At 68.4% G+C, this 23,532-nt stretch carries 21 protein-coding genes; 19 read left to right on the forward strand and 2 right to left on the reverse strand.

The window, feature by feature from the left end; translation table 11 throughout:
* Positions 1 to 20 precede the first annotated feature (20 nt).
* The 6 genes from argS (at position 21) to rho (ending at position 8,921) form a co-directional block, all read left to right on the forward strand.
* Complete coding sequence (gene argS, locus BCM27_RS09920) at positions 21 to 1,673, forward strand: arginine--tRNA ligase (protein ID WP_004021236.1); 1,653 nt, start codon at positions 21 to 23, stop codon at positions 1,671 to 1,673.
* The gene (gene lysA, locus BCM27_RS09925; RefSeq protein ID WP_004021237.1) at positions 1,670 to 3,091 is read left to right on the forward strand and encodes a diaminopimelate decarboxylase; all 1,422 of its coding nucleotides are present in this window, start codon (positions 1,670 to 1,672) and stop codon (positions 3,089 to 3,091) included. The genes argS and lysA overlap by 4 nt, the downstream gene beginning before the upstream one ends.
* On the forward strand, positions 3,088 to 4,428 hold the full coding sequence (locus BCM27_RS09930; protein WP_004021238.1) for a homoserine dehydrogenase: 1,341 nt from the start codon (positions 3,088 to 3,090) through the stop codon (positions 4,426 to 4,428). The genes lysA and BCM27_RS09930 overlap by 4 nt, the downstream gene beginning before the upstream one ends.
* Positions 4,421 to 5,506: a threonine synthase gene (thrC, locus tag BCM27_RS09935; RefSeq protein ID WP_004021239.1), complete on the forward strand. Its 1,086-nt coding sequence runs from the start codon at positions 4,421 to 4,423 to the stop codon at positions 5,504 to 5,506. The genes BCM27_RS09930 and thrC overlap by 8 nt, the downstream gene beginning before the upstream one ends.
* Complete coding sequence (gene thrB / locus BCM27_RS09940) at positions 5,487 to 6,497, forward strand: homoserine kinase (protein ID WP_004021240.1); 1,011 nt, start codon at positions 5,487 to 5,489, stop codon at positions 6,495 to 6,497. The genes thrC and thrB overlap by 20 nt, the downstream gene beginning before the upstream one ends.
* A 339-nt stretch (positions 6,498 to 6,836) precedes the next feature.
* The gene (rho, locus tag BCM27_RS09945; protein WP_004021241.1) at positions 6,837 to 8,921 is read left to right on the forward strand and encodes a transcription termination factor Rho; all 2,085 of its coding nucleotides are present in this window, start codon (positions 6,837 to 6,839) and stop codon (positions 8,919 to 8,921) included.
* Positions 8,922 to 9,026: 105 nt separating this feature from the next.
* On the opposite strand, the gene BCM27_RS09950 is transcribed toward rho, so the two are convergent.
* The gene (locus BCM27_RS09950; RefSeq protein ID WP_033205427.1) at positions 9,027 to 9,974 is read right to left on the reverse strand and encodes a heme transporter; all 948 of its coding nucleotides are present in this window, start codon (positions 9,972 to 9,974) and stop codon (positions 9,027 to 9,029) included.
* A 1-nt stretch (position 9,975) separates the two neighbouring features.
* Positions 9,976 to 11,178, reverse strand: coding sequence for a sulfite reductase subunit alpha (locus tag BCM27_RS09955; RefSeq protein WP_004021243.1), 1,203 nt, complete (start codon positions 11,176 to 11,178; stop codon positions 9,976 to 9,978).
* Between the two features lie 312 nt (positions 11,179 to 11,490).
* On the opposite strand from BCM27_RS09955, the gene rpmE reads away from it, so the two are divergent.
* The 13 genes from rpmE (at position 11,491) to BCM27_RS10020 (ending at position 23,479) form a co-directional block, all read left to right on the forward strand.
* Positions 11,491 to 11,703, forward strand: coding sequence for a 50S ribosomal protein L31 (rpmE, locus tag BCM27_RS09960; protein WP_010842972.1), 213 nt, complete (start codon positions 11,491 to 11,493; stop codon positions 11,701 to 11,703).
* Positions 11,704 to 11,838: 135 nt separating this feature from the next.
* A complete protein-coding gene (prfA, locus tag BCM27_RS09965; RefSeq protein WP_004021245.1) occupies positions 11,839 to 12,915 on the forward strand; it encodes a peptide chain release factor 1 in 1,077 nt (358 codons plus the stop codon).
* A 5-nt stretch (positions 12,916 to 12,920) separates the two neighbouring features.
* The gene (prmC, locus tag BCM27_RS09970) at positions 12,921 to 13,796 is read left to right on the forward strand and encodes a peptide chain release factor N(5)-glutamine methyltransferase (RefSeq protein WP_004021246.1); all 876 of its coding nucleotides are present in this window, start codon (positions 12,921 to 12,923) and stop codon (positions 13,794 to 13,796) included.
* A gap of 37 nt (positions 13,797 to 13,833) precedes the next feature.
* Entirely contained in the window at positions 13,834 to 14,493 is a 660-nt protein-coding gene (locus BCM27_RS09975; protein ID WP_004021247.1) for an L-threonylcarbamoyladenylate synthase, read from the forward strand.
* Positions 14,490 to 15,749: a serine hydroxymethyltransferase gene (locus tag BCM27_RS09980; RefSeq protein ID WP_004021248.1), complete on the forward strand. Its 1,260-nt coding sequence runs from the start codon at positions 14,490 to 14,492 to the stop codon at positions 15,747 to 15,749. Before BCM27_RS09975 ends, BCM27_RS09980 begins: the two co-directional genes overlap by 4 nt.
* Before the next feature lie 51 nt (positions 15,750 to 15,800).
* Positions 15,801 to 16,997 (forward strand): glycosyltransferase family 4 protein, encoded by a 1,197-nt coding sequence (locus tag BCM27_RS09985; RefSeq protein WP_004021249.1) that lies wholly within the window; start codon positions 15,801 to 15,803, stop codon positions 16,995 to 16,997.
* Between the two features lie 284 nt (positions 16,998 to 17,281).
* The gene (locus BCM27_RS09990; protein ID WP_004021250.1) at positions 17,282 to 17,695 is read left to right on the forward strand and encodes a hypothetical protein; all 414 of its coding nucleotides are present in this window, start codon (positions 17,282 to 17,284) and stop codon (positions 17,693 to 17,695) included.
* The gene (gene atpB / locus BCM27_RS09995; RefSeq protein ID WP_004021251.1) at positions 17,692 to 18,441 is read left to right on the forward strand and encodes a F0F1 ATP synthase subunit A; all 750 of its coding nucleotides are present in this window, start codon (positions 17,692 to 17,694) and stop codon (positions 18,439 to 18,441) included. The genes BCM27_RS09990 and atpB overlap by 4 nt, the downstream gene beginning before the upstream one ends.
* Before the next feature lie 135 nt (positions 18,442 to 18,576).
* Entirely contained in the window at positions 18,577 to 18,828 is a 252-nt protein-coding gene (locus tag BCM27_RS10000) for a F0F1 ATP synthase subunit C (protein WP_004021252.1), read from the forward strand.
* A gap of 47 nt (positions 18,829 to 18,875) precedes the next feature.
* Complete coding sequence (locus BCM27_RS10005) at positions 18,876 to 19,364, forward strand: F0F1 ATP synthase subunit B (RefSeq protein WP_004021253.1); 489 nt, start codon at positions 18,876 to 18,878, stop codon at positions 19,362 to 19,364.
* 2 nt (positions 19,365 to 19,366) lie between these two features.
* Positions 19,367 to 20,791: a F0F1 ATP synthase subunit B/delta gene (locus BCM27_RS10010; RefSeq protein ID WP_004021254.1), complete on the forward strand. Its 1,425-nt coding sequence runs from the start codon at positions 19,367 to 19,369 to the stop codon at positions 20,789 to 20,791.
* Positions 20,792 to 20,881: 90 nt separating this feature from the next.
* Complete coding sequence (gene atpA, locus BCM27_RS10015) at positions 20,882 to 22,510, forward strand: F0F1 ATP synthase subunit alpha (RefSeq protein WP_004021255.1); 1,629 nt, start codon at positions 20,882 to 20,884, stop codon at positions 22,508 to 22,510.
* 45 nt (positions 22,511 to 22,555) lie between these two features.
* On the forward strand, positions 22,556 to 23,479 hold the full coding sequence (locus BCM27_RS10020) for a F0F1 ATP synthase subunit gamma (RefSeq protein ID WP_004021256.1): 924 nt from the start codon (positions 22,556 to 22,558) through the stop codon (positions 23,477 to 23,479).
* Positions 23,480 to 23,532: the final 53 nt, after the last annotated feature.

Here is a 23,532-nt window from a genome sequence, read left to right on the forward strand (position 1 = left end):
GGCCAATAGGATGATGTCCTGTGACTCCCGCCGACCTGGCCGCGCTGCTGCGCGCCGCGACCCTGACCGTGGTCCGCGACCGCGGACTGGACGAGAACCTGGTGCCCGACTCCATCGTCGTCGAGCGCCCCCGTCACGCTGACCACGGCGATTACTCCACCAATGTCGCCCTGCAGATGGGCAAGCGACTCGGCGTGAACCCGCGGGAACTCGCGGGTTGGCTGGCGGAGGCCTTCGCCGCCGCGGAGGGCATCGCGAAGACCGACGTCGCGGGTCCGGGATTCGTCAACGTCTGGCTCGGCGCCGCCGCGCAGAACACCGTCGTCGCCGCCGTGCTCGCGCGGGGAGCGGACTACGGGCGCGGGAACGAACTCGCCGGGTCGGTCATCAACCTCGAATTCGTCTCGGCGAACCCGACCGGCCCCATCCATCTCGGCGGTACGCGCTGGGCGGCCGTCGGCGACGCGCTCGGACGCGTCCTGGCCGCCCGCGGTGGAGCGGTCACGCGCGAGTACTACTTCAACGATCACGGCGCCCAGATCGACCGGTTCGCCCGGTCGCTGGAGGCCGCGGCACTGGGCGACCCGACCCCGCAGGACGGCTACGCGGGCGATTACATCGCCGACATCGCCGCGCAGGTCGTCCAGGCGGCCCCCGACGTGCTGTCGCAGCCCGAGGCCGACCGTCTGGAGACGTTCCGTTCGGTCGGCGTGGACCTGATGTTCGCCCACATCAAGCAGAGCCTGCACGACTTCGGTACCGACTTCGACGTCTTCACCCACGAGGACAAGATGTTCGCCACCGGCCTGGTCGACGAGTGCATCGGCGAGCTGAAGGCCAACGGCAACCTCTACGAGAAGGACGGCGCGTGGTGGCTGCGGTCCACCGAGTTCGGTGACGACAAGGACCGCGTCGTCCTCAAGAGCGACGGCAACGCGGCCTACATCGCCGGCGACATCGCCTACTACCGGGACAAGCGCAACCGCGGATTCAACCTGTGCATCTACATGCTCGGGGCCGACCACCACGGCTACATCAGCCGGCTCAAGGCGGCCGCCGCGGCGCTGGGAGACGACCCGGCCACCGTCGAGGTGCTGATCGGCCAGATGGTCAATCTCGTCCGCGAGGGCAAGCCCGTGCGCATGAGCAAGCGTGCGGGCACCGTCATCACCCTCGACGATCTCGTCGATGCGGTGGGGGTCGACGGTGCGCGCTATTCCCTCATCCGCTCGTCCGTCGACGTCAACATCGACATCGACCTCGACCTGCTGACCAAGCAGTCCAACGACAACCCGGTGTACTACGTGCAGTACGCCCACGCGCGGATGTCGGCGCTGGCCCGCAACGCGGCCGACCTGGGCGTCGTGTCCTCGCTGGAACATCTGGACCTTCTCGACGATCCCGCCGAGGGCGAACTGATCCGGACCATCGGCGATTTCGACGACGTCGTCGCGACGGCGGCCACCCTGCGCGAGCCACACCGGGTGTGTCGCTACCTCGAGGTACTCGCCGGCACCTATCACCGCTTCTACGCGAAGTGCCGCGTCCTGCCGCAGGGTGACGAGAAGCCGGCCGACATCCACCGCGCCCGACTCGCCCTGTGTGAGGCCACCCGTCAGGTCCTGGCCAACGGCCTCGGCCTGGTCGGCGTCACCGCACCGGAGCAGATGTGAACGCGCACCCCGCCGGCCCCCGGCACGCCGAACTGCTGGGCGCACCGCATCTCGCCGAGCGCCCGAACGACCCGGCCGTGCTGGCGGAGATCCCCGCGCAGGTGTGGCCGCGCAACGCATCCCGCGACAACTCGGGCGAGCTGCGGCTCGCCGGCGTGCCGGTGAGTGAGCTCGCCGAGGAGTTCGGCACCCCCGCGTTCTTCGTCGACGAGGCCGACTTCCGGTCGCGGTGCCGGGACATGATGGCCGCGTTCGGTCCGTACGGACGAGTGCATTATGCGTCGAAGGCGTTCCTGTGCACCGAGATCGCACGGTGGGTCGACGACGAGGGGCTGTCCCTCGACGTCTGCAGCGGCGGCGAGCTCGCGATCGCGCTGCGCGCCGGATTCCCGCCGGAGCGGATTGCGTTGCACGGCAACAACAAGAGTGTCGACGAGTTGCGCGCGGCGGTCGACGCCGGCATCGGGCACGTCGTCCTCGACTCGATGATCGAGATCGAGCGACTCGACGCGGTCGCCCGCGAGCGCGGTGTCGTCGCCGACGTGCTGGTGCGCGTGACCGTCGGTGTCGAGGCGCACACCCACGAGTTCATCTCCACCGCACACGAAGACCAGAAGTTCGGGTTCTCCCTCGCCGGTGGCGTGGCGATGGCGGCCATCCGACGCGTGTTCGCCACCGACAACCTGAGGCTCGTCGGCCTGCACAGCCACATCGGCTCGCAGATCTTCGACATGGACGGCTTCGAACTGGCCGCCCACCGCGTGCTCGGACTGCTCCGCGACGTCGTGGGCGAGTTCGGAGTCGAGAAGACCTCCCAGATGTCGATCGTCGACCTCGGTGGGGGACTGGGCATCTCGTACCTCCCCGAGGAGCGCCCGCTGCCGGTCCAGCAGGTGGCGGAGACCCTGGCCGCGATCGTCGAACGGGAATCGGCGGCCGTCGGCCTGCCGATGCCGATCATCGCGGTCGAACCCGGCCGCGCGATCGCGGGTCCGGGTACGGTCACCCTGTATCGCGTCGGCACCGTCAAGGACGTGGAACTCGGCGGTGGGGCCGTCCGACGCTACGTCTCGGTCGACGGCGGTATGAGCGACAACATCCGCACCGTCCTCTACGACGCCGAATACGACGTCCGGCTCGTGTCCCGGGTGTCGCAGGCGCGCGCCGTGGTCTGCCGGGTCGTCGGAAAGCACTGCGAGAGCGGCGACATCGTGATCAAGGATTGCTGGCTGCCCGAGGATCTCGGACCCGGTGACCTGATCGCGGTGGCGGCCACCGGCGCGTACTGCTACTCGATGTCGAGTCGCTACAACATGACCATGAGACCGCCCGTGGTGGCGGTGGCCGACGGGAACGCCCGGCTGCTGCTGCGCCGGGAGACCATCGACGACTTCCTCAGCCTGGAGGTGGGCCTGTGACCGGATCAATGGAGAACACCAGCGGCGCAACCGAGGTCGACCCGCGCACCATCGGTGTCGCGGTGCTCGGCATGGGCAACGTCGGCGCCGAGGTGGTGCGCATCATCACCGACAACGCCGACGATCTGCGTGCGCGCGTCGGGGCACCGGTGGAGATCCGTGGCGTCGCGGTGCGCGATCTGGGACGTCCGCGCAAGATCGCGCAGGACCTGTTGACCGACGATCCGGTATCGCTCGTCGCCCGCGACGACGTCGACATCGTCGTCGAGCTGATGGGTGGCATCGACCCGGCGCGTGGCCTGATCCGGTCCGCGCTCGAGAGCGGCAAGTCCGTGGTCACCGCCAACAAGGCGCTGCTCGCCGAGTACACCGGCGAACTCGCGACCGCCGCGGCCGATGCCAAGGTGGACCTCTACTTCGAGGCCGCCGTCGCCGGTGCCATCCCGGTGATCCGGCCGCTGATGCAGTCGCTGGCCGGCGACACCGTCGAGCGGGTCAACGGAATCGTCAACGGCACCACCAACTTCATCCTGTCGGCGATGGACGAGACCGGCGCCGACTACGCCGACACCCTCGCCGAGGCCGGTCGACTCGGGTACGCCGAAGCCGACCCCACGGCCGATGTCGAGGGTTACGACGCCGCGGCCAAGGCGGCCATCCTCGCCTCGATCGCCTTCCACACCCGGGTGACGGCGGCCGACGTCCACCGCGAGGGCATCTCGTCGGTCACTGCCGCCGACCTGGTCGCGGCCAAGAAGTTCGACTGTACGATCAAGCTGCTCTCGATCTGCGAGCGGGTCCGCGATGCCAGTGGCGCGCAGCGGATCTCAGCGCGCGTGTATCCCGCGCTGATCCCGCTGACCCATCCGCTTGCAACGGTGAACGGCGCGTTCAACGCCGTCGTCGTGGAGGCCGAGAACGCCGGCCGGCTGATGTTCTACGGCCAGGGTGCCGGTGGGTCGCCGACGGCGTCGGCCGTTCTCGGCGACATGGTCATGGCCGCCCGCAACCGCGTCCACGGTGGCCGGGGACCGCTCGAGTCGACCTACGCCTCGCTGCCCGTCGCCCCGATCGACGACGTCTTCACCCGCTACTACATCTCGATGAGGGTGGCGGACCGACCGGGTGTGCTCGCCCAGGTCGCCGGTGAATTCACGAAGCGGTCGGTGAGCATCGCCGCGGTGCGTCAGGAGGGTGCGGGTGACGATGCCCGGCTGATCGTGGTGACCCACCGTGCGCCCGACCGTGCGCAATCGGATTGTGTTGCGGCGCTTGAAGACATGGACGCCGTCATCAAGGTGTCGAGTGTGTTGCGATTGGAAGGTACCGATGACTGAAGCGACTTCTACGCCCGTGCACCGCGCGTGGCCGGGCCTGATCGAGGCATACCGGTCGCGGCTGCCCGTCGGTGACGACTGGAAGGTCGTCACGCTGCTCGAGGGCGGCACCCCGCTGATCAGCGCACCCCACCTGTCGTCGCTGACCGGGTGTGAGGTGTACCTGAAGGTCGAGGGCCTCAACCCGACCGGCTCGTTCAAGGATCGTGGGATGACGATGGCCGTCAGCAACGCGGTCAACAACGGCAAGACCGCCGTCCTGTGCGCCTCGACGGGCAACACCTCGGCGTCGGCCGCCGCGTACGCCACCCGGGCCGGCATCACCTGCGCGGTGCTGATCCCGCAGGGCAAGATCGCGATGGGCAAGCTCGCGCAGGCGGTCATGCACGGCGCCAAGATCATCCAGGTCGAGGGCAACTTCGACGACTGTCTCGAGCTCGCGCGCAAGGCGACCGCGGAGTTCACCGAGATCGAGCTCGTGAACTCGGTGAACCCGGCGCGGATCGAGGGGCAGAAGACCGCCGCGTTCGAGATCGTCGACGTCCTGGGTCGCGCACCCGACGTCCACGCGCTGCCGGTCGGGAACGCGGGCAACATCACCGCGTACTGGAAGGGCTACACCGAGTATCACGCCGATGGTGTCTCGTCGTCGGTGCCGCGCATGCTCGGCGTGCAGGCGGCGGGCGCCGCGCCCCTGGTGAACGGTGCGCCGGTGAAGGAGCCGGAGACCATCGCCACCGCGATCCGCATCGGGTCGCCGGCGAGCTGGAACCAGGCCGTCGCGGCGAAGGACGAGTCGAACGGCCAGTTCCGGGCGGCGACCGACGAGAAGCTGCTCGAGGCCTACCGTCTCGTCGCAGGCAAGGAGGGCGTCTTCGTCGAGCCGGCCTCGGCGGCGAGCGTCGCGGGTCTGCTCGCGGCCAGTGCCGACGGTTGGATCGAGCCCGGATCGACCGTGGTGTGCACGGTGACCGGTAACGGGTTGAAGGACCCCGACACCGCGCTGGCGGGCATCCCGGCGGTCGAGGCCATTCCGGTGGACCCGGTGGCGGTCGCGAATGCTCTCGGTGTCGGCTGACGGGGCCGGGCGTCCGGTTGTCGGATCGGACGCCGACGGTGACGTGACCGGTGCGGAGCCGACCGTGCGCACGGTGCCGGTCGGGCTGTCGGCGCGGGTCCGGGTGCCGGCGTCGAGTGCCAACCTCGGTCCCGGATTCGACTGTCTCGGAATGGCTCTGGGGATCTACGACGAGGTGATCGTCGAGACCGTCCCGGCAGGGGTGACCCTCGAGGTCGAGGGTGAGGGTGCCGGGGACGTGCCGCGCGACGATTCGCATCTCGTCGTCCGCGCCCTGCGCCGTGGTCTGGCACACGCCGGTCTCCGGGCGCCCGGCCTGACGCTGCGCTGTGTCAACCGGATTCCGCACTCGCGAGGTCTCGGGTCGTCCGCCGCCGCGGCGGTGTCGGGGCTGGCCGCTGCGTCCGGCCTCATCTCGGCCGCCGGTCTCGGGCCCGGTCTGTCGCACGACGAACTCGTACAGCTGTCCAGCGAATTCGAGGGACACCCCGACAATGCCGCCGCGAGCGTGCTCGGCTCGGCCGTCGTCACGTGGACCGAATCGGCCGACGGGGTCGCGTCGTACCACGCGCACCGGCTCACGGTGCATCCCGACATCTGCGCGACGGTCTTCATCCCCGACACCGAGTCGTCGACCTCCTTCACCCGTGGACTGTTGCCGGAGGCGGTTCCGCGCGACGACGCCGTGTTCAACCTGAGCCGCTCGGCCCTCGCCGTGGTCGCCCTGACGGCCGACCCGCGCAATCTCATGGCCGCGTCGCAGGATCGACTCCATCAGCCCTACCGCGCCTCGGCGATGGCGCCGACGAGTGACCTCGTGACCGCGCTGCGGGCGAGGGGACACGCCGCGACGGTGTCCGGGGCCGGACCGACGGTCCTCGTACTCGGAACGTCGCCGGTGCCGGCGGACATCCGTCAGCTCGCTCAGGGCCTCGGATTCGACGCCCGGTCGGTGGCAGTCGCCGGCGGAGTCGAGATCTCCGTCGGCTGACGCCTTCTCCACCGGTGGATCCCCGCCGGCCGTCGCGCGCTCGTTTGGCGCTTCCGGCGTGTTGCCCCTATCATGCGAACGGGGTTACCATATTCTGGTCTAGCCGCGCAGGCTTGTCCTGCCGCTTCTCATCCTTCACCGATCGGAGATGGCCGGCTGTGTATCCGGGCCGGGGTCATGGATCTCTGTCGACGGTGCCGAAGCGCAGGTGTTTCCGAGCACGCTCGCAGCGGACCGCACATTCTCACCGTCCACCGCGGACGGACTCCCTAGCGCACCGAAGCAGGGAAACGTAGACCTCACGCAGTTCTCGTCTGTGGGAGGAACGAAAGGACTTCCGTGACCGATACGGACCTGATCACCGCACCTGCCGAGCAGGAATCCGCGGGTTCGGCCGGCCCCGACTCGGGACGACCGGCCACCAAGACACGTGCACGTACCGGCCTGTCCGGCATGGTGCTGAGCGAACTCCGGACGGTCGCCGGTGAACTCGGCATCAAGGGCACTTCCGGGATGCGCAAGGGCGACCTGATCGCGGCCATCAAGGAGCGCCAGGCGGGCGGCGACGCCCCCGCCGCGAAGAGCGCCCCGGCCCGGTCGAAGGCCGGCGCGTCGAAGCCGGCCGCCGCGGCCGAGGAGCAACTGACCATCGGCGAGTCCCCGGCCTCGTCCGGTGGGGACACGACCGAGAAGACCGACGCCCCCCGGGGCGGCACGCGCGCCGCACGCGGCGCCGGCCGCAAGGCCGCCGGTGCCGACGCACCGGCAGAGGCGCCTGCGGCCGACAGCGCGAAAACCGACGGCCCCCGGAACGGCGCCGCCGCGACCGACTCGGCCAAGGCCGACGAGTCTCAGGCCGCAGAAGCCCGCACCGGCGGCAACGCCGCTGAGACCGACTCGTCGGACACCGGCGGAGATCGTAGCCGACGCCGCGGGCGGGACGGCTCGACCGACGCCGCGGGCGATGCCGACGGCGGTGAGCAGCGTAATCGCCGCAACCGCAACCAGAATCGCGACAACCAGAATCGCGACAACCAGAATCGTGATGGCGGCCAGAACCGCGACAACCAGAACCGCGATGGTGGCCAGAACCGCGACAAGCAGAACCGCGACGGTGGTCAGGGTCAGAACCGTGACGGGGGCCAGAACCGTGACGGGGGCCAGGATCGCGATGACGACGGTGAGGGCGGCGGCCGCCGGCGCGGCCGGCGGTTCCGCGAGCGTCGCCGTGGGCAGAACCGCGACACCCCGAACGAGCCGCAGGTCTCCGACGACGACGTGTTGCAGCCCGTCGCCGGCATCCTTGACGTTCTCGACAACTATGCATTCGTGCGCACCTCGGGCTATCTCGCCGGACCGAACGACGTCTACGTCTCGATGAACCTGGTTCGCAAGAACGGGCTCCGACGCGGCGACGCGGTCACCGGTGCGGTGAAGGTGCCACGGGAGGGCGATCAGCAGAACCAGCGACAGAAATTCAACCCGCTGGTGCGTCTGGACACCATCAACGGCGGCGACGTCGAGACGGCCAAGCGCCGCCCCGAGTTCAACAAGCTCACGCCGCTGTACCCGAATCAGCGCCTGCGGCTGGAGACCACCCCTGAACGGCTCGACACCCGCGTGATCGACCTCATCATGCCGATCGGCAAGGGGCAGCGTGCCCTGATCGTGTCGCCGCCCAAGGCCGGCAAGACCACGATCCTGCAGGACATCGCCAACGCCATCGCGACCAACAACCCCGAATGCCACCTCATGGTCGTCCTCGTCGACGAGCGTCCCGAGGAGGTCACCGACATGCAGCGTTCGGTGCGTGGCGAGGTCATCGCGTCGACCTTCGACCGGCCGCCGTCGGACCACACCTCGGTGTCCGAGCTGGCGATCGAGCGCGCGAAGCGACTCGTCGAGAGCGGGAAAGACGTTGTGGTGCTGCTGGACTCGATCACCCGTCTGGGTCGTGCGTACAACAACGCGTCGCCCGCGTCGGGTCGCATCCTCTCCGGTGGTGTCGATTCGACCGCGCTCTACCCGCCGAAGCGGTTCCTCGGCGCGGCGCGCAACATCGAGAACGGTGGATCGCTGACGATCATCGCGTCGGCGCTCGTCGAGACCGGCTCCACCGGCGACACGGTGATCTTCGAGGAGTTCAAGGGCACCGGCAACGCCGAGCTCAAGCTCGACCGCAAGATCTCCGAGCGTCGGGTGTTCCCGGCGGTGGACGTGAACCTGTCGAGCACCCGTAAGGACGAGCTGCTGCTGTCGCCGGAGGAGTTCTCCATCGTGCACAAGCTGCGTCGCGTGCTCTCGGGTCTCGATTCGCAGCAGGCCATCGATCTGTTGATCAGCCAGCTCAAGAAGACCAAGACGAACATCGAGTTCCTGATGACGGTGCAGAAGACCGCACCGGGCGGGAACAACGACGACTGAGTTCGTCCGCACCCCACGCCCCCTGAGGTTGCGCGAAGCGAACGCTTCGCCCGCACCTCAGGGAGCGTGGGGTGGCTTCGTCGGATGGGGCGGAGACAGCGTCGCTCAGCCGGCGAGGTCGGTGGTCAGGTGCTCCCACGCCTGCGCGACCGCCGGAGCCTGCGCCCCGGTCTGGGTGACGACCAGCGCACACTCGCCCCGGCGGTTGTAGATCTCCAGTGATCCGGTGCGACCCCACACTCCGTGGGGCCACGTGACCCAGCATTCGCCCACCAGGTCGAAATTGACCATGACGCGGGTGGAGCCCGCGGCCAGCACCATCTGCCCGCGATGCTCACGAGCGCCGTCGAGGCGATCCTGGCGCATCTGCATGCATCCCGGGGCCGCCGTCGCGAACGTCACGGTCAGCCCCAGTCGGGCCGCGTGTTCGAGTGCCGCGATCACCGCGCGGGTCTCGAGGCGGACGGTGCGCCGGCAGTCGAGGTGGGGCAGGCTCGCCAGGCGTGCACCGCCGCCGTCGGTGAGTATCGCGTCCAGCTGGGCCACCTGGTCGTCACCGCGCGATGCGGTCGTGCTCACCCGTTGCGGCCCAGCGGAATTCTGGGCAGACGAATCCGACCCCGACCCGTCGAGGCCCGCGCCGCCGCCGTCGAGAGCCAGGGCCTCGAACGCCAGCCGGTCGGAGTTCTCGGTCAGATAGGTGGCGTGCGCGGTGTTGCCGCGATGGTCGAACAACCGCAGGGTCGGCGGAACATTGGCGGCGGGATCGCTGAGCAACGTCGACGACAGGCGAGAGGGATTGAGCCGCAGAGCTATCCGATGGGAGTCGGCCCGGATCGGGCCGCCGACCGATACCGGGTCGTCGTGGACCCCGACCGCGTTCATGATCACCGGACCGGCGACCGTGACGCCGACGACCTGGGCCAGTCCCGGTAGCCGGGCCGCGACCGCCGGGACGTCGTGATTCACCGAGGAGTCTCCGAATCCGGCTGTCCGCAGCAAGATCTCGAGATCGCTGCGGGCAGGCGGATCGTCCCCGGCGGAATCGGCCATGTCAGTAGACGTCGCGCAGGTAGCGATTCTCCGAGCGAAGGCCGTCGACGTAGCCGGCGGCCTGGTCGGCGTCGAGACCGCCGTGTTCGGCGACGATCTCGTGCAGCGCCGCGTCGACGTCATCGGCCATCGTCGCGGCGTCGCCGCAGACGTAGAGGTGCGCGCCGGCCTCCAGCCAGGCGAACAGCTCGGCGCCGTGCTCGCGCATCCGGTCCTGGACGTACACCTTGTGTTCCTGATCGCGAGAGAACGCGAGATCGAGCCGATCCAACACACCACCGGCGACGAGCCGGTCGAGTTCCTCGGCATAGAGGTGGTCGTGCGCACGATGCTGATCACCGAAGAACAGCCAGTTGCTCCCGGTGGCGCCGGTCGCCGCCCGCTCGTGCAGGAAGGCCCGGAACGGCGCGATTCCCGTGCCCGGACCGATCATGACCGCCGCCACGTCGTCGGCGGGCAGACGGAATTTCTTGTTGGGGGAGACGAAGACGGGGACGGTGTCACCGGGGGCGCACCGGTCGGCGAGGTGTGTCGAGCAGACACCTCCGCGATCCCGGTCGGCGACGGTGTAGCGCACGGTGGCCATCGTGATGTGCACCGTGTCGCCGTGGACCCGGGGGCTCGACGAGATCGAGTACTCCCGATGGGCGAGCGGACTCAGCTCCTCGAGCAGTTCCTCGGGGGTCGGGGCGAAGGTCGGGTCGAGATCCAGGAGATCGAGGACGTCGAGGCCGTGCAGCCATGCGTCGAGCGCCTGCGGATCGCCGGCATCGAGCAATCGCGACAACTCGGGGTGCCCGGTGCGATCGGCAACCGCTCGGACCAGGTACTTCGACGGTGCGGAGATCTCGTACCTGCTGGTCAGCGCCTCGCGCAGGGTGTAGGTGGCCTTGCGGTCGGCGATGATCTCGTCGCCGGCCGCGCCGAGTCGGTTGAGGAGGAGGTCGACGAGTTCCGGATCGTTGGCGGGCGCGATGCCGATTCCGTCGCCGGGCTCGTAGCTGATGCCGCTGTCCCCGAGGTCGAGTTCGAGATGCCGGACCTCCTTGGCCGAGCCGGGGCCGGAGAGCAGCTCATTGGTCACGACGGTCGCCGGGTACGGATTGCGCCGGTTCCACGGCGAGCGGACTGCCTTGCCGGTGCGGCGCGCGGGGGATGCCGGTGCGGTGTCGACTGCGAGGCTGCTGCCGGTGGCGTCGTACATCGATGATCCTTCGGAGACGGTGTGCGGGTGCGTGCGCCGCGGGACAAACCGGCGGGCGACGCCACGGTACTACACTTAGGCAACCCTTACGAGGATCGCGATGTGTATCACGTGTACGGGATGCCGCTCGGTGCGGCGGACAGTGCCGGGAATGGATTCGACGTGCCCGCCGTTGAGGCATCTGCGACCGCGGTGATCGGGATTTTTCCCGGTGATGCCCTCCGTGGCATACTGATCGGTCGAGTCCGGTTCCGGTTCACACCGTCGACAAGCGACGGTGACCCGGCGACCACAGAAAGGGACGTACCAGACATGAAGCAGGGAATTCACCCCGAGTACGCGACGACCACCGTCGTCTGCGGCTGCGGCAACACCTTCGAGACCCGCAGCACCGCTGCCAACGGTCGGATCAACGTCGAGGTCTGCTCGCAGTGCCACCCGTTCTACACGGGCAAGCAGAAGATCCTCGACACCGGCGGCCGCGTTGCCCGGTTCGAGAAGCGCTACGGCAAGCGCGCCAAGTAGACCACGCTGCGACGCCCGCCCGACGATTGTCGGGACGGGCGTCGCTGTGTTTCCGGTCCGTGTTCTTCCCGGTGCCGTTCTCTCCGGCGCCACTGCCCGCCGGTGTGCCGCCGGACGACAAGTGAGGTCGCCTACATGAGTACGCAGAGTCCCTCGGCCATCGACGACATCCTCGCCGAGCACTCGGGCCTCGAACGTCAGCTGGCCGACCCCGCCCTGCACGACGACCCGGCCGCGGCCCGCAGAGTGGGCAAGCGATTCGCCGAGCTCGCGCCGGTCATGGCGACCTACACCAGGCTGCAGACGGCGCGCGACGATCTCGAGGCCGCCCGGGAACTGGCCGCGGACGACGCATCGTTCGCCGCCGAGATCCCCGCGCTCGAGGAGGTGGTCGACGAGCTCGACGCCACCCTGACCGACCTGCTGGCCCCGCGCGATCCCCACGACGCCGACGACGTGGTCCTGGAGATCAAATCCGGTGCCGGCGGCGAGGAGTCGGCGCTGTTCGCCTCGGACCTGGCCCGCATGTACCTCAAATACTGTGAGCGGCACGGCTGGAAGGCGCAGGTGCTCGGAGTCACCGAGTCCGATCTGGGCGGGTACAAGGAGGCCACGTTCTCCATCAAGTCGAAAGAGGCCGTCCGCGACGGGGTGTGGTCGCGTCTGAAGTTCGAGGGCGGCGTGCACCGCGTGCAGCGTGTGCCGGTCACCGAGTCGCAGGGACGCATCCACACGTCGGCGGCCGGGGTGTTGATCTACCCCGAGCCCGAAGAGGTCGCCGAGGTGACCATCGACGAGTCCGAACTCCGCATCGACGTCTATCGCTCGTCCGGCAAGGGCGGGCAGGGTGTGAACACCACCGACTCGGCGGTCCGGATCACCCACCTGCCCACCGGGATCGTCGTCACCTGCCAGAACGAACGCTCCCAGTTGCAGAACAAGGCCCGGGCGATGCAGGTCCTCGCCGCCCGGCTCCAGTCCGCGGCCGAGGAGGAGGCCGAGGCCGCCGCCGCGCAGGGGCGTGCCGCGCAGATCCGCACCGTCGACCGGTCCGAGCGGATCCGTACCTACAACTTCCCCGAGAACCGCATCACCGACCACCGCATCGGATACAAGGCCAACAACCTCGACGCGGTGCTCGCCGGCGACATGGACAACCTCCTCGACGCCCTCGTCGCCGCGGACCGGCAGGCCCGCATGGAAGCGGAATAGACCCCGTGACCGGAACGCCGACCCCGGTGTCGGACGAACTGCGCGCGGGGACCGCCTGTCTCGCCGCGGCCGGGATCGACTCCGCACGCCATGACGCCGACTGGCTGATGGCGCACGTGCTCGGGGTCGATGCGGGCCGCCTTGTCCTGATGGACGCGATCGATGATGCGCAGGCCCGCGCCTTCCGGTCCGCCGTCGAGCGGCGTGCCCGACGGATCCCGTTGCAGCACATCGTCGGGACCGCCGCGTTCGGCCCGGTGGAGCTCGCCGTCGGGCCGGGTGTGTTCATCCCCCGACCGGAGACCGAGTATCTCCTCGAATGGGCAGTCGACCGGCTCCGCGAGCGGCCCGGGTCGGCACTCGCAGCCGACTTCTGCAGCGGCAGTGGCGCATTGGCGATCGGTGTCGCGGCGATGAGTCCCGGGACCCGGGTGGTCGCGGTCGAGGCCGACGAGGACGCCCTGGTGTGGTTGCGCCGCAACGTCACCGACGCGGCGACGGTGGTCGGATCGCGGGTCGAGGTGGTCGCCGCGGACGTCACCGATCCCGAGCAGATCGCCGATTCCGTCCCGATGGGCAGTGTGTCGGTCCTCGTCACCAACCCGCCCTACGTCCCGCTGGATGCGGCGGTCGGACCCGAGGTCGCGCACGATCCGGCCCGCGCGGTCTTCGGCGGGGCCGACGGGATGTCGGTGATCGAGCCGATGGTGCCGGTCATCGCCCGCACACTGGCTCCCGGTGGGGTCGTCGGGATCGAACACGACGACACGACCGCGGACGCGGTGGTGGCGTGCCTGCACGCGCACGGCGACTTCGAGGACGTGACCCGGCACGCGGATCTGACGGGTCGGCCACGGTTCGTGACGGCGCGCCGACGGTAGGCCGGGGGCACCGGGCACGGCATGGCAGGATGATCGCGTGAGCACTGTTTTCGACTGCAACGATCCACAGAACCGCTCGTCGGGGATTCGGGCGGCGGTCGGGGCGGCGAAGGCCGGACGGCTGATCGTGATGCCCACCGACACGCTCTACGGAGTCGGTTGCGACGCCTTCGATTCCGACGCCGTCGGCGCCCTCCTGGCTGCCAAGCACCGTGGACGCGACATGCCGGTCCCGGTACTGGTGGGTTCCTGGCATTCGATCGACGGACTGGTCCTGTCCGTCCCGCAGCCCGCGCGTGATCTGATCGAGGCGTTCTGGCCCGGCGGTCTGAGTCTGGTTGTCCGGCAGGCGCCCTCGCTGGCGTGGGACCTCGGGGACACCGACGGGACCGTCATGCTGCGGATGCCCCTGCACCCGGTCGCGATCGACGTGCTGCGCGAGGTGGGCCCGATGGCGGTCTCGAGCGCCAACGTCTCGGGACGCCCGCCGGCGACGACCGCCGACGAAGCGCGCGAACAACTCGGCGACGAGGTCTCGGTCTATCTCGACGGTGGCCCGGCGCCGGCCGCGCAGGCGTCGACGATCGTCGATGTCTCCGGGCCGAGTCCGCGCATCCTGCGTGAGGGCGCCGTCTCGACCGACGCGGTCGCCGACGTACTCGACACCGACCCGGCCTCGCTGCTCGCGGAGCCATGAGTCCGGACGCGCCGGAGTTCGGACCACACGGCTTCGAGGCGGGCGACGCCCCGACCGGTGACGCCGCGGTCGATGCCCTGCTGGGCCGCGAGGTGGATCGTCGCCGCGACACGCTCCAGCTGCTCGCCGGCGAGACCGAGCCGACGCCGGGGGTGCGAGCCGCGATGGCGTCGGTCTTCGACGCGAAGTACGCGGAGGGGTACCCCGGGACGCGGTACCACGGCGGATGCGACGTGGTCGACGAACTCGAAGAGCTCGCGATCACCCGCGCCCGGGCGCTGTTCGACGCCGAGTACGTCAACGTCCAGCCACTGTCGGGGAGCGCGGCCAATCTCGCCGTGTACGCCGGCTTCGCCCAGCCCGGGGATCCGGTGCTCGCGCTGCGCCTCGAACACGGCGGCCACCAGACACATGGTTCGCGGGCGAACTTCTCCGGCCGATGGTTCTCGCCCCTGCACTACGAGGTGCGCCCGGACGATGAACTCGTCGACTACGACCAGGTCCGTGATCTCGCCCTGGTGCACCGGCCACGGATCCTGGTCGCCGGGGCGGCTTCGTATTCGCGCACGTTCGATTTCGCGGCACTGCGCGAGATCGCCGATGAGGCCGAGTGCATCCTGTGGGTCGACGCCGCGCACCTCGCCGGGCACATCGCCGCCGGCCTGCTCCCGTCACCGGTGCCGTACGCCGACATCGTCACCCTGTCGACCAACAAGGTGATCCGGGGCCCACGCGGCGGTGTCGTCCTCGCCCGTGCCGAGCACGGCGAGGCGCTGCGCAAGGCGGTCTTCCCGTTCGTGCAGGGCGGCCCGGCGATGCACACCGTGGCCGCGAAAGCGGTGGCCTGCGCGGAGTCGGGGACCGACGAGTTCGCCGGGTACGCGCGCCGCACCGTGGACAACGCCCGGGGTCTCGCCGGCCAGCTCGCGGCCCGGGGCGCCCGGGTGGTGTCCGGGGGGACCGATATCCACCTCGCCGTCATCGACGTGAGCGGCTTCGGTATCTCCGGGATGGAGGCGCAGTACCGGCTCGGCGCGGCCGGCATCGTCGTCGACAAGGCCGTCCTGCCGTTCGAGACCCGACCCGTCTCCGAGGGTTCGGCGATCCGGATCGGTACGCCGGTCGTCACCGAGCGGGGCATGACCCCCGCCATGCATCCGCCGATCGCCGACGCGATGGTCGCCGCGATGACGACGGACGATCGTGAGACGCACCGGCGGATCCGTCGCGAGATCGCCGAACTGGCCTACGGGTAGCGTGGTCGCAATGTTCGAGACCCTGCCCCGCCGGACGCCGGTGGTGACGCGATGACCGGTGCCGCACCGGTGTTGCTCGCCGCCTCGGACGGGGGAGGGACGGGCGTGCCTCTGCGCGAGCTCCTGCTCGTGGGTCTGACCGCCGCGGCGATGACCTATCTGCTGACCTCCGCGGTCCGCGTCTTCGCCATCCGCGCCGGTGCGGTCGCCGTACCGCGAGTCCGCGACGTGCACGTGATCCCGACGCCCCGCCTCGGTGGGCTCGGGATGTTCGGGGGAGTGGTCGCGGGTATCGCCCTGGCCGCCAACCTCCCGGCGCTCAACCGCGGGTTCGCCTACACCACCGACATGACGGCGGTGATCGCCGCCGGCACGGTCATCGTCCTCGTCGGCGTCGTCGACGACCGCTGGGGGCTGGACGCGCTGACGAAGTTCGTCGGACAGCTGACCGCGGCGGGAGTGCTGGTGCTGCTCGGCATCAGCTGGCTGCAGCTCTACATCCCGTTCGCCGACATCGGCACGCTCGTGCTCGACCCGCTGCAGGCCGGTCTGCTGACTGTCGCGATCACAGTCGCGACGATCAACGCGATCAACTTCGTCGACGGGCTCGACGGTCTCGCCGCCGGACTGGGCCTCATCGCGGCGGCCGCGATCTGCATGTTCTCCCTGGGTCTGTTGCGCGACCAGGGGGGCGATGTCAGCTACTACCCGCCGGCCCTCATCTCGATGGCGCTGGCCGGTGCGTGCCTCGGCTTCTTGCCGCACAACTTCTCTCCCGCAAGGATTTTCATGGGCGACTCGGGTGCGATGCTGATCGGGCTGCTGCTCGCCGCGGCATCCACGAGCGCGTCCGGCCGCATCGCCGTCAATGCCTACGGCCCGGCGGACATCTTCACCCTGTTGTCCCCGCTGATCCTCGTCGCCGCCGTCGTCTTCATCCCGATGCTCGACATGTTGTTGGCGGTGATCCGGCGGACCCGGGCCGGGGTGGGCTTCTACACCCCGGACAAGATGCACCTGCACCACCGGCTGCTCGAGCTCGGGCACTCGCAGCGTCGCGTCGCGCTGATCATCTACCTGTGGGTGGGGGTCCTGGCGTTCTCGGCGGCGGCGAGCACGCTGTTCCCGCTCTCGGTCGTCGCCCCGGCCTTCGGAGCGGGACTCGTGGTCGCCATGCTGGTCACGATGGCGCCGCGGCTGCACCGGCGCTTCGCCGAACTCCGTACGGCCACCAAGGCCTATCGCTGAGCAGGTGAGCGGAACCTGGCGTTTGCCGAGAATGCTTCCGCTGGGCCTAAGGTAAGGAAACCGTAAATACTGGTGTACTATCGCCCGTAGTAGTCAGTGGGAGCCAGATCCGGACACAAAGCCCCGGTTCCGTCTCTTGCCACGTATACCCCCCGGTGAGACGCCAGGAATGGTGTTGGTAGGGTCACACCAAACGCGAGCTGACGCCCAGCGGCCATGTGTTGCTGCACGCACGCGGGTGCCCCGTGCCATCGGTATGGAGTAGGAGAGCTGAGGAGAGGGACATGACCGCATCTGCCCCTGATTCGGCCCCCGTCTATCCGCAGGCGCCGACCGGACTCCGCCGCCCCGCGCTCATCGCGGGCGGGTTCATCGTGGTCGTCGCCGCCGTCTCGCTCGCCGTCGGGCATCCGCTCTTCGCGGTCTTCTTCCTGCTCGGTGTCGCCGGCATCTTCGTCAACGCGATCCTCGTCCGACGCGCAGTCGACGTCGTGGTCGCCGACGAGAACCCACGTAAGACCGCACTTGCTCTCAACTCCGCCATGCGACTCGGTGCCATCACGGCGCTCGCGCTGCTGGCGGCTTTTCTGGTCCAACCCGACGGGTTGGGCGCGATGTTCGGACTCGCCATCGGCCAAGTGGTCTTGGTGCTGAACACGGTCATTCCGGTGATGAAAGGACTTCGTAGCCAACCATGACGACCGCCTTCAACCTTGCCGCAGAGGATGGCGAACCGGCCATCCAGGTGGGTCATTACACCAAGTTCGAACTGTTCGGACTGACCTTCAACCTGGAGACCATCATCGCGACGGCGCTGGCCGCGGCGATCCTGCTCGCGCTGGCCTTCTACCTGAAGTCGAAGGTCACCTCGACCGGTGTGCCGTCGGGTGTGCAGCTGTTCTGGGAGGCCATCACCATCCAGATGCGTGGTCAGGTCGAGAGTGCCATCGGCATGAAGATCGCCCCGTACGTCCTCCCGCTCGCGGTCTCGCTCTTCACCTTCATCCTGATCTCCAACTGGCTGTCGATCCTGCCGGTGCAGGTCGGTCACCACGAGATCCTCAAGCCGCCCGCCGCGGACGTGAACTTCGCCTATGCCCTCGCGATCTTCGTCTTCGTCTGGTACCAGATCGCCGGCTTCCGGGCACGCGGCCTGCTGGGTCACCCCAAGCGAATCATCAAGGGCCACGTCGCATTCCTCGCGCCGATCAACGTGATCGAGGAATTCACCAAGCCGATCTCGCTGTCGCTGCGACTCTTCGGCAACGTCTTCGCCGGCAGCATGATGGTCGCCCTGATCGCCCTGTTCCCGCCGTACATCATGTGGGCGCCCAACGCGATCTGGAAGTCCTTCGAACTCTTCGTCGGTCTGATCCAGGCGTTCATCTTCGCGCTGCTGACGATCCTCTACTTCTCGCAGTCGATGGAGACCGAGGATCACTGACCGCCCGGACCGGGCACCCGCGCGGGGCAACTCACGACCGCGCCCACAACCGAACATGACGACCTGCTCCGGCACCTGTCGGCGCAACCAGAGACCTGACACACCAGATGTCAGCAACGAAAGGGAAATATCACAATGGATCCAATGATTGGCCTCGGCGCACTCATCGGTGGCGGCCTGATCATGGCCGGTGGCGCCGTCGGTGCCGGTATCGGTAACGGTCTGGCCGGTAGCCAGCTGATCGCCGGTATCGCCCGTCAGCCCGAGGCACAGGGTCGCCTGTTCACCCCGTTCTTCATCACCGTCGGTCTGGTCGAGGCGGCCTACTTCATCAACCTGGCCTTCATGGCGCTCTTCGTGTTCGCCACCCCGATCAGCGCCGGCTGATCGTCGCTCTCCCTTTTGTCGCCGAGTAGAAACGACACCTCACCACAATGACGCTTGCTGCAGAGAACTTCCTGCTCCCGAATGGAACGTTCTTCGTTGTCCTGCTCATCTTCGTGATTTTGCTGCTGGTCATCCGCAAGTTCGTGGTTCCGCCGATCCAGCAGGTCCTCGAGGAGCGGGACGCGATGATCCACCGCACCGTGGAGGACAACCGGACCGCCGCCGCCGAATTCGAGGATGCGGACGTGCAGTTCCGTTCGCTCCTCAAAGAGGCGCGCGGTGAGGCCACCGCCAAGCGCGACGATGCTCGCGCCCAGGGTCGTGAACAGCTGAACGAGATGAAGCATGCAGCGACCGCCGAGGCCGACGCCGCCCTGCAGTCGACCAGCTCCGAGCTGGCGGCGCAGGGTGAGCAGGCCGCCTCGACGGCTGCAGCTGATGTGGACGCACTCGCCAAGACACTTGCGGCGCGTGTGCTCGGTGTCGACTCGGCAACTCTTTCCGATACCCGATCGACGAGCGGAGCGGTGAACTGATCATGGCTGCCAACACTGAGACCGAGTCCGACCAGGGCCCCATCGGCACCTGGCTCCACGACATCGGTGCTGCGTTCGACCCCGCGATCTTCATCGCTCAGCTCTTCGGCTTCGCGGTCATCATCTTCCTGCTGTGGAAGTACGTCCGCCCGCCGGTGCAGAAGATGATGCGGGATCGACAGGAGACCGTCCGTCAGCAGCTCGCCGAGAGTGCGGCTGCCGCCAAGCGCGTCGACGACGGCAAGCAGGCACGTGAGAAGGCCGTCGCCGAGGCCAAGGCCGAGGCCGAGCAGATGCAGAAGGACGCCGCGGCCGATGCCGAGGCGATCACCTCCGACATCCGCGCCCAGGCTGATCACGAGGTCAAGCGCATCTCCGAGCACGGCCGCAACCAGGTCGCCCTGGTGCGTGCCAACCTGGTCCGTCAGTTGCGGACCGACCTCGGACTCACCGCCGTCGACAAGGCCGGCGAACTGGTGCGCAACCACCTGGCCGACGACTCGGCCCAGGCGGCCAGCGTCGACCGGGTGATCGACGAACTCGAGGAGATGTCGGCGGGTTCGTCGAACGCGGTCGCCTCGAGCGCCTCGCTCGTCGGTCTGCACGCCATGCGTGCGGCCAGCCGTGATGCCGCACTGGCCGTCTCCGAGCAATTCGATTCGGCGGCAGTCGATCTCGATGGGTCGGCGCTCGCCGCCGCGTCGGGTGACCTCACCGCGGCGATCAACTTCCTCGGCGAGAACCCGGTGCTGCGCAAGCGTCTGGTCGAGGACGACGAGAACCCCGAGGGCAAGAAGGCCCTGGTGCACCGCCTGTTCGACGGCAAGGTCGCCCCGGTGGTCGTCGAGGTGCTCGCGACCGCCTCGAGTCAGCGGTGGTCGTCGTCGAGCGACTTCGTCGTCGGTCTGCGCCGCCAGAACTCTCTGATCGTGCTCACCGCCGCCGAACGCGACGGGGTCATCGAGCAGGTCGAGGACGAGCTCTTCCGTGTGAGCCGAGTCCTCGAGGCCAACCCGCAGCTCTCCTCGCTGCTGTCGGACCACGGCAAGGACGCCGACAAGCGCGTCGACCTGCTCCAGAAGCTGGTCGGCGACAAGGTCGGCACCCACACCTGGACGTTGCTGTCCTCGACCGTGCGCCTACTGCACGGCCAGGCCGCGGACGTCGCGGTCGATCAGCTCGCCGAGCTGGCCGCCGCCCGTCGTGGCGAGTCGGTCGCCCACGTGGTGTCCGCCTCACCGCTGTCGGACGCCCAGATCGATCGCCTGTCGAGCGTGCTCGGCGGAATCTACGGTCGGACCATCTCGGTGCAGACCGAGATCGCGCCGGAGCTGCTCGGCGGTCTCCGGATCAGCGTCGGCGACGAGGTCATCGACGCCGATGTCGCGACGCGACTGGCCAAGGCCGCGGAAACACTGCCGCGCTGACGAGCTCCTCACCCGACCACCCGAACCCACGAAGCCCCAGAGCTCAGAGCCTTTGAGTCTCAGAGCCACATCAAGGAAAGACGAGAACCCATGGCGGAGTTGACGATCTCACCAGACGAGATCAAGGGAGCGATCGAGCAGTACGTCTCGTCGTTCGAAGCCGAAGCGTCGCGCGACGAGGTCGGCATCATCACCGATACCTCGGACGGCATCGCTCACGTCAGCGGCCTTCCGAGCGCAATGGCCAACGAGCTCCTCGAGTTCCCGGGCGGCGTCCTCGGCGTCGCACTGAACCTCGACGAGGACGAGATCGGCGCCGTCATCCTGGGTGACTACGAGTCCCTGGAAGAAGGCCAGCAGGTCAGCCGTACCGGCGACGTTCTCTCCGTCCCCGTCGGCGACGCGTTCCTCGGACGCGTGGTCAACCCGCTGGGCGCCCCGATCGACGGCCAGGGCGACATCGAGGCCGACGAGCAGCGCGTCCTCGAGCTGCAGGCCGCATCGGTGCTCGAGCGCCAGCCGGTCGAGGAGTCCCTCGCCACCGGTATCAAGGCCATCGACGCCATGACCGCCATCGGCCGCGGACAGCGTCAGCTCGTCATCGGCGACCGCAAGACCGGCAAGACCGCGGTCTGCATCGACGCGATCCTCAACCAGAAGGCCAACTGGGAGACCGGCGACCCCTCCAAGCAGGTCCGCTGCATCTACGTCGCCATCGGTCAGAAGGGTTCGACCATCGCGGGCGTCAAGTCGGCGCTCGAAGAGGCCGGCGCGATGGAGTACACCACCATCGTCGCGGCTCCCGCGTCCGACTCGGCCGGCTTCAAGTGGCTCGCCCCGTACACCGGCTCGGCCATCGGCCAGCACTGGATGTACCAGGGCAAGCACGTCCTCATCGTGTTCGACGACCTGACCAAGCAGGCCGAGGCCTACCGCGCGATCTCGCTGCTGCTGCGTCGCCCGCCGGGCCGCGAGGCATACCCCGGTGACGTCTTCTACTTGCACTCCCGTCTGCTGGAGCGTTGCGCCAAGCTGTCCGACGAACTCGGCGGCGGTTCGATGACCGGCCTGCCGATCATCGAGACCAAGGCCAACGACGTCTCGGCGTTCATCCCGACCAACGTCATCTCGATCACCGACGGACAGGTGTTCCTGGAGTCGGACCTCTTCAACAAGGGCGTCCGTCCCGCCATCAACGTCGGTACCTCGGTGTCGCGCGTCGGTGGTGCCGCACAGACCAAGGGCCTCAAGAAGGTCTCGGGTTCGCTGCGTCTGGAGCTGGCCCAGTTCCGCGAGCTGGAGGCCTTCTCGGCCTTCGCCTCCGACCTCGACGACGCGTCGAAGGCGCAGCTCGAGCGCGGTGCCCGGTGGGTCGAGATGCTCAAGCAGGACCAGTACAGCCCCTTCTCGGTCGAGGACCAGATCGTCTCGATCTACCTCTGCGGTGAGGGCCACTACGACTCGGTCCCGGTCGACGACGTGCGCAACTTCGAGACCCAGCTGCTGAGCCACCTGCACCACAACGCGACCGGTGTCTACGACTCGATCGCCGGCGGCAAGGTGCTCACCGACGACCAGGCCGAGGCCCTGATCGCCGAGACCAACAAGTTCAAGAACGGCTACCTCACCCACGACGGCCGTCGTGTCGTCAACGAGGCCGAGGCCGAGGCGATGGATGCCGACAACGTCGAGAACGAAGAGATCAAGATCCGCAAGTGATCTCACTCGTCAACGGACATCGCGAAAAGGAAGGGGTGAGGGCTCATGGCCAGCATTCGTGAGCTGCGCTCACGCATCCGGTCGGTCCAGTCGACCAAGAAGATCACCAAGGCTCAGGAGCTGATCGCGACCTCGCGTATCACCAAGGCCCAGGGACGGGTGGCCGCGGCCAAGCCGTACTCGCAGGAGATGACCGCCGTGCTCTCGGAGCTGGCGAGCAACTCGGGATCGCTGGACAACCCGCTGCTCAACGAGCGGGAGAACCCGAAGCGCGCCGCGATCCTGGTCGTGACCAGTGACCGCGGAATGTGTGGCGGTTACAACGCCAACGTGCTCAAGGCGACCCGCGAGCTCATCGCACTCCTGCGCGACGAGGGCAAAGAGGCGGTCCTGTTCGTGATGGGCCGCAAGGGTGTCGGGTTCTTCAGCTTCCGTGGTTTGGAGATCTCGGACTCGTGGACGGGCTTCTCGGAGTCCCCGCAGTACTCCGATGCCGCGACCGCGACCAGCTTCCTGGTGGATCTCTTCCAGGCCGGTTCGGGCACCGAGGTCGATCGTCCGGAAGGTGACGGCAAGCTCGAGGGCGTCGACGAGCTCCATCTGGTCTACACCCGCTTCCAGTCGATGCTGGCGCAGGTGCCCGAGGTCCGGCGGGTCGCCCCGCTGGTCGTCTCCGAAGACGATGACTCGTCCGACGACACGCCGTCGCGCAACTACACCTTCGAGCCCGGGGCCGAGACACTGCTCGACGCGCTGCTGCCGAAGTACGTGGCGACGCGGGTCTACGCGGCACTGCTGGATTCGTCGGCTTCGGAATCGGCCGCGCGCCGTACCGCGATGAAGGCCGCGACCGACAACGCCGAGGAACTGTCCAAGTCGTTGTCGCGCGAGGCCAACCAGCTCCGCCAGGCCCAGATCACCCAGGAAATCAGCGAGATCGTCGGCGGCTCGAGCGCACTGGCGAACTAGCCGTCTGCGCCAGACGAGCCCGGATCGACGAGAACCCATACTTCGATAAAGAG

The sequence above is a fragment of the Gordonia terrae genome, assembly GCF_001698225.1.
Taxonomy (GTDB): Bacteria; Actinomycetota; Actinomycetes; order Mycobacteriales; family Mycobacteriaceae; genus Gordonia; species Gordonia terrae.

Coding starts and splice junctions, on each gene's coding strand:
- thrC (WP_004021239.1), top strand. CDS start 4,421: ATGACTGAAGCGACTTCTACGCCCGTGCACCGCGCGTGGCCGGGCCTG.
- thrB (WP_004021240.1), top strand. CDS start 5,487: ATGCTCTCGGTGTCGGCTGACGGGGCCGGGCGTCCGGTTGTCGGATCG.
- BCM27_RS09950 (WP_033205427.1), bottom strand. CDS start 9,974: ATGGCCGATTCCGCCGGGGACGATCCGCCTGCCCGCAGCGATCTCGAG.
- BCM27_RS09955 (WP_004021243.1), bottom strand. CDS start 11,178: ATGTACGACGCCACCGGCAGCAGCCTCGCAGTCGACACCGCACCGGCA.
- rpmE (WP_010842972.1), top strand. CDS start 11,491: ATGAAGCAGGGAATTCACCCCGAGTACGCGACGACCACCGTCGTCTGC.
- prfA (WP_004021245.1), top strand. CDS start 11,839: ATGAGTACGCAGAGTCCCTCGGCCATCGACGACATCCTCGCCGAGCAC.
- BCM27_RS09980 (WP_004021248.1), top strand. CDS start 14,490: ATGAGTCCGGACGCGCCGGAGTTCGGACCACACGGCTTCGAGGCGGGC.
- BCM27_RS09985 (WP_004021249.1), top strand. CDS start 15,801: ATGACCGGTGCCGCACCGGTGTTGCTCGCCGCCTCGGACGGGGGAGGG.
- BCM27_RS09990 (WP_004021250.1), top strand. CDS start 17,282: ATGACCGCATCTGCCCCTGATTCGGCCCCCGTCTATCCGCAGGCGCCG.
- atpB (WP_004021251.1), top strand. CDS start 17,692: ATGACGACCGCCTTCAACCTTGCCGCAGAGGATGGCGAACCGGCCATC.
- BCM27_RS10000 (WP_004021252.1), top strand. CDS start 18,577: ATGGATCCAATGATTGGCCTCGGCGCACTCATCGGTGGCGGCCTGATC.
- BCM27_RS10005 (WP_004021253.1), top strand. CDS start 18,876: ATGACGCTTGCTGCAGAGAACTTCCTGCTCCCGAATGGAACGTTCTTC.
- BCM27_RS10010 (WP_004021254.1), top strand. CDS start 19,367: ATGGCTGCCAACACTGAGACCGAGTCCGACCAGGGCCCCATCGGCACC.
- atpA (WP_004021255.1), top strand. CDS start 20,882: ATGGCGGAGTTGACGATCTCACCAGACGAGATCAAGGGAGCGATCGAG.
- BCM27_RS10020 (WP_004021256.1), top strand. CDS start 22,556: ATGGCCAGCATTCGTGAGCTGCGCTCACGCATCCGGTCGGTCCAGTCG.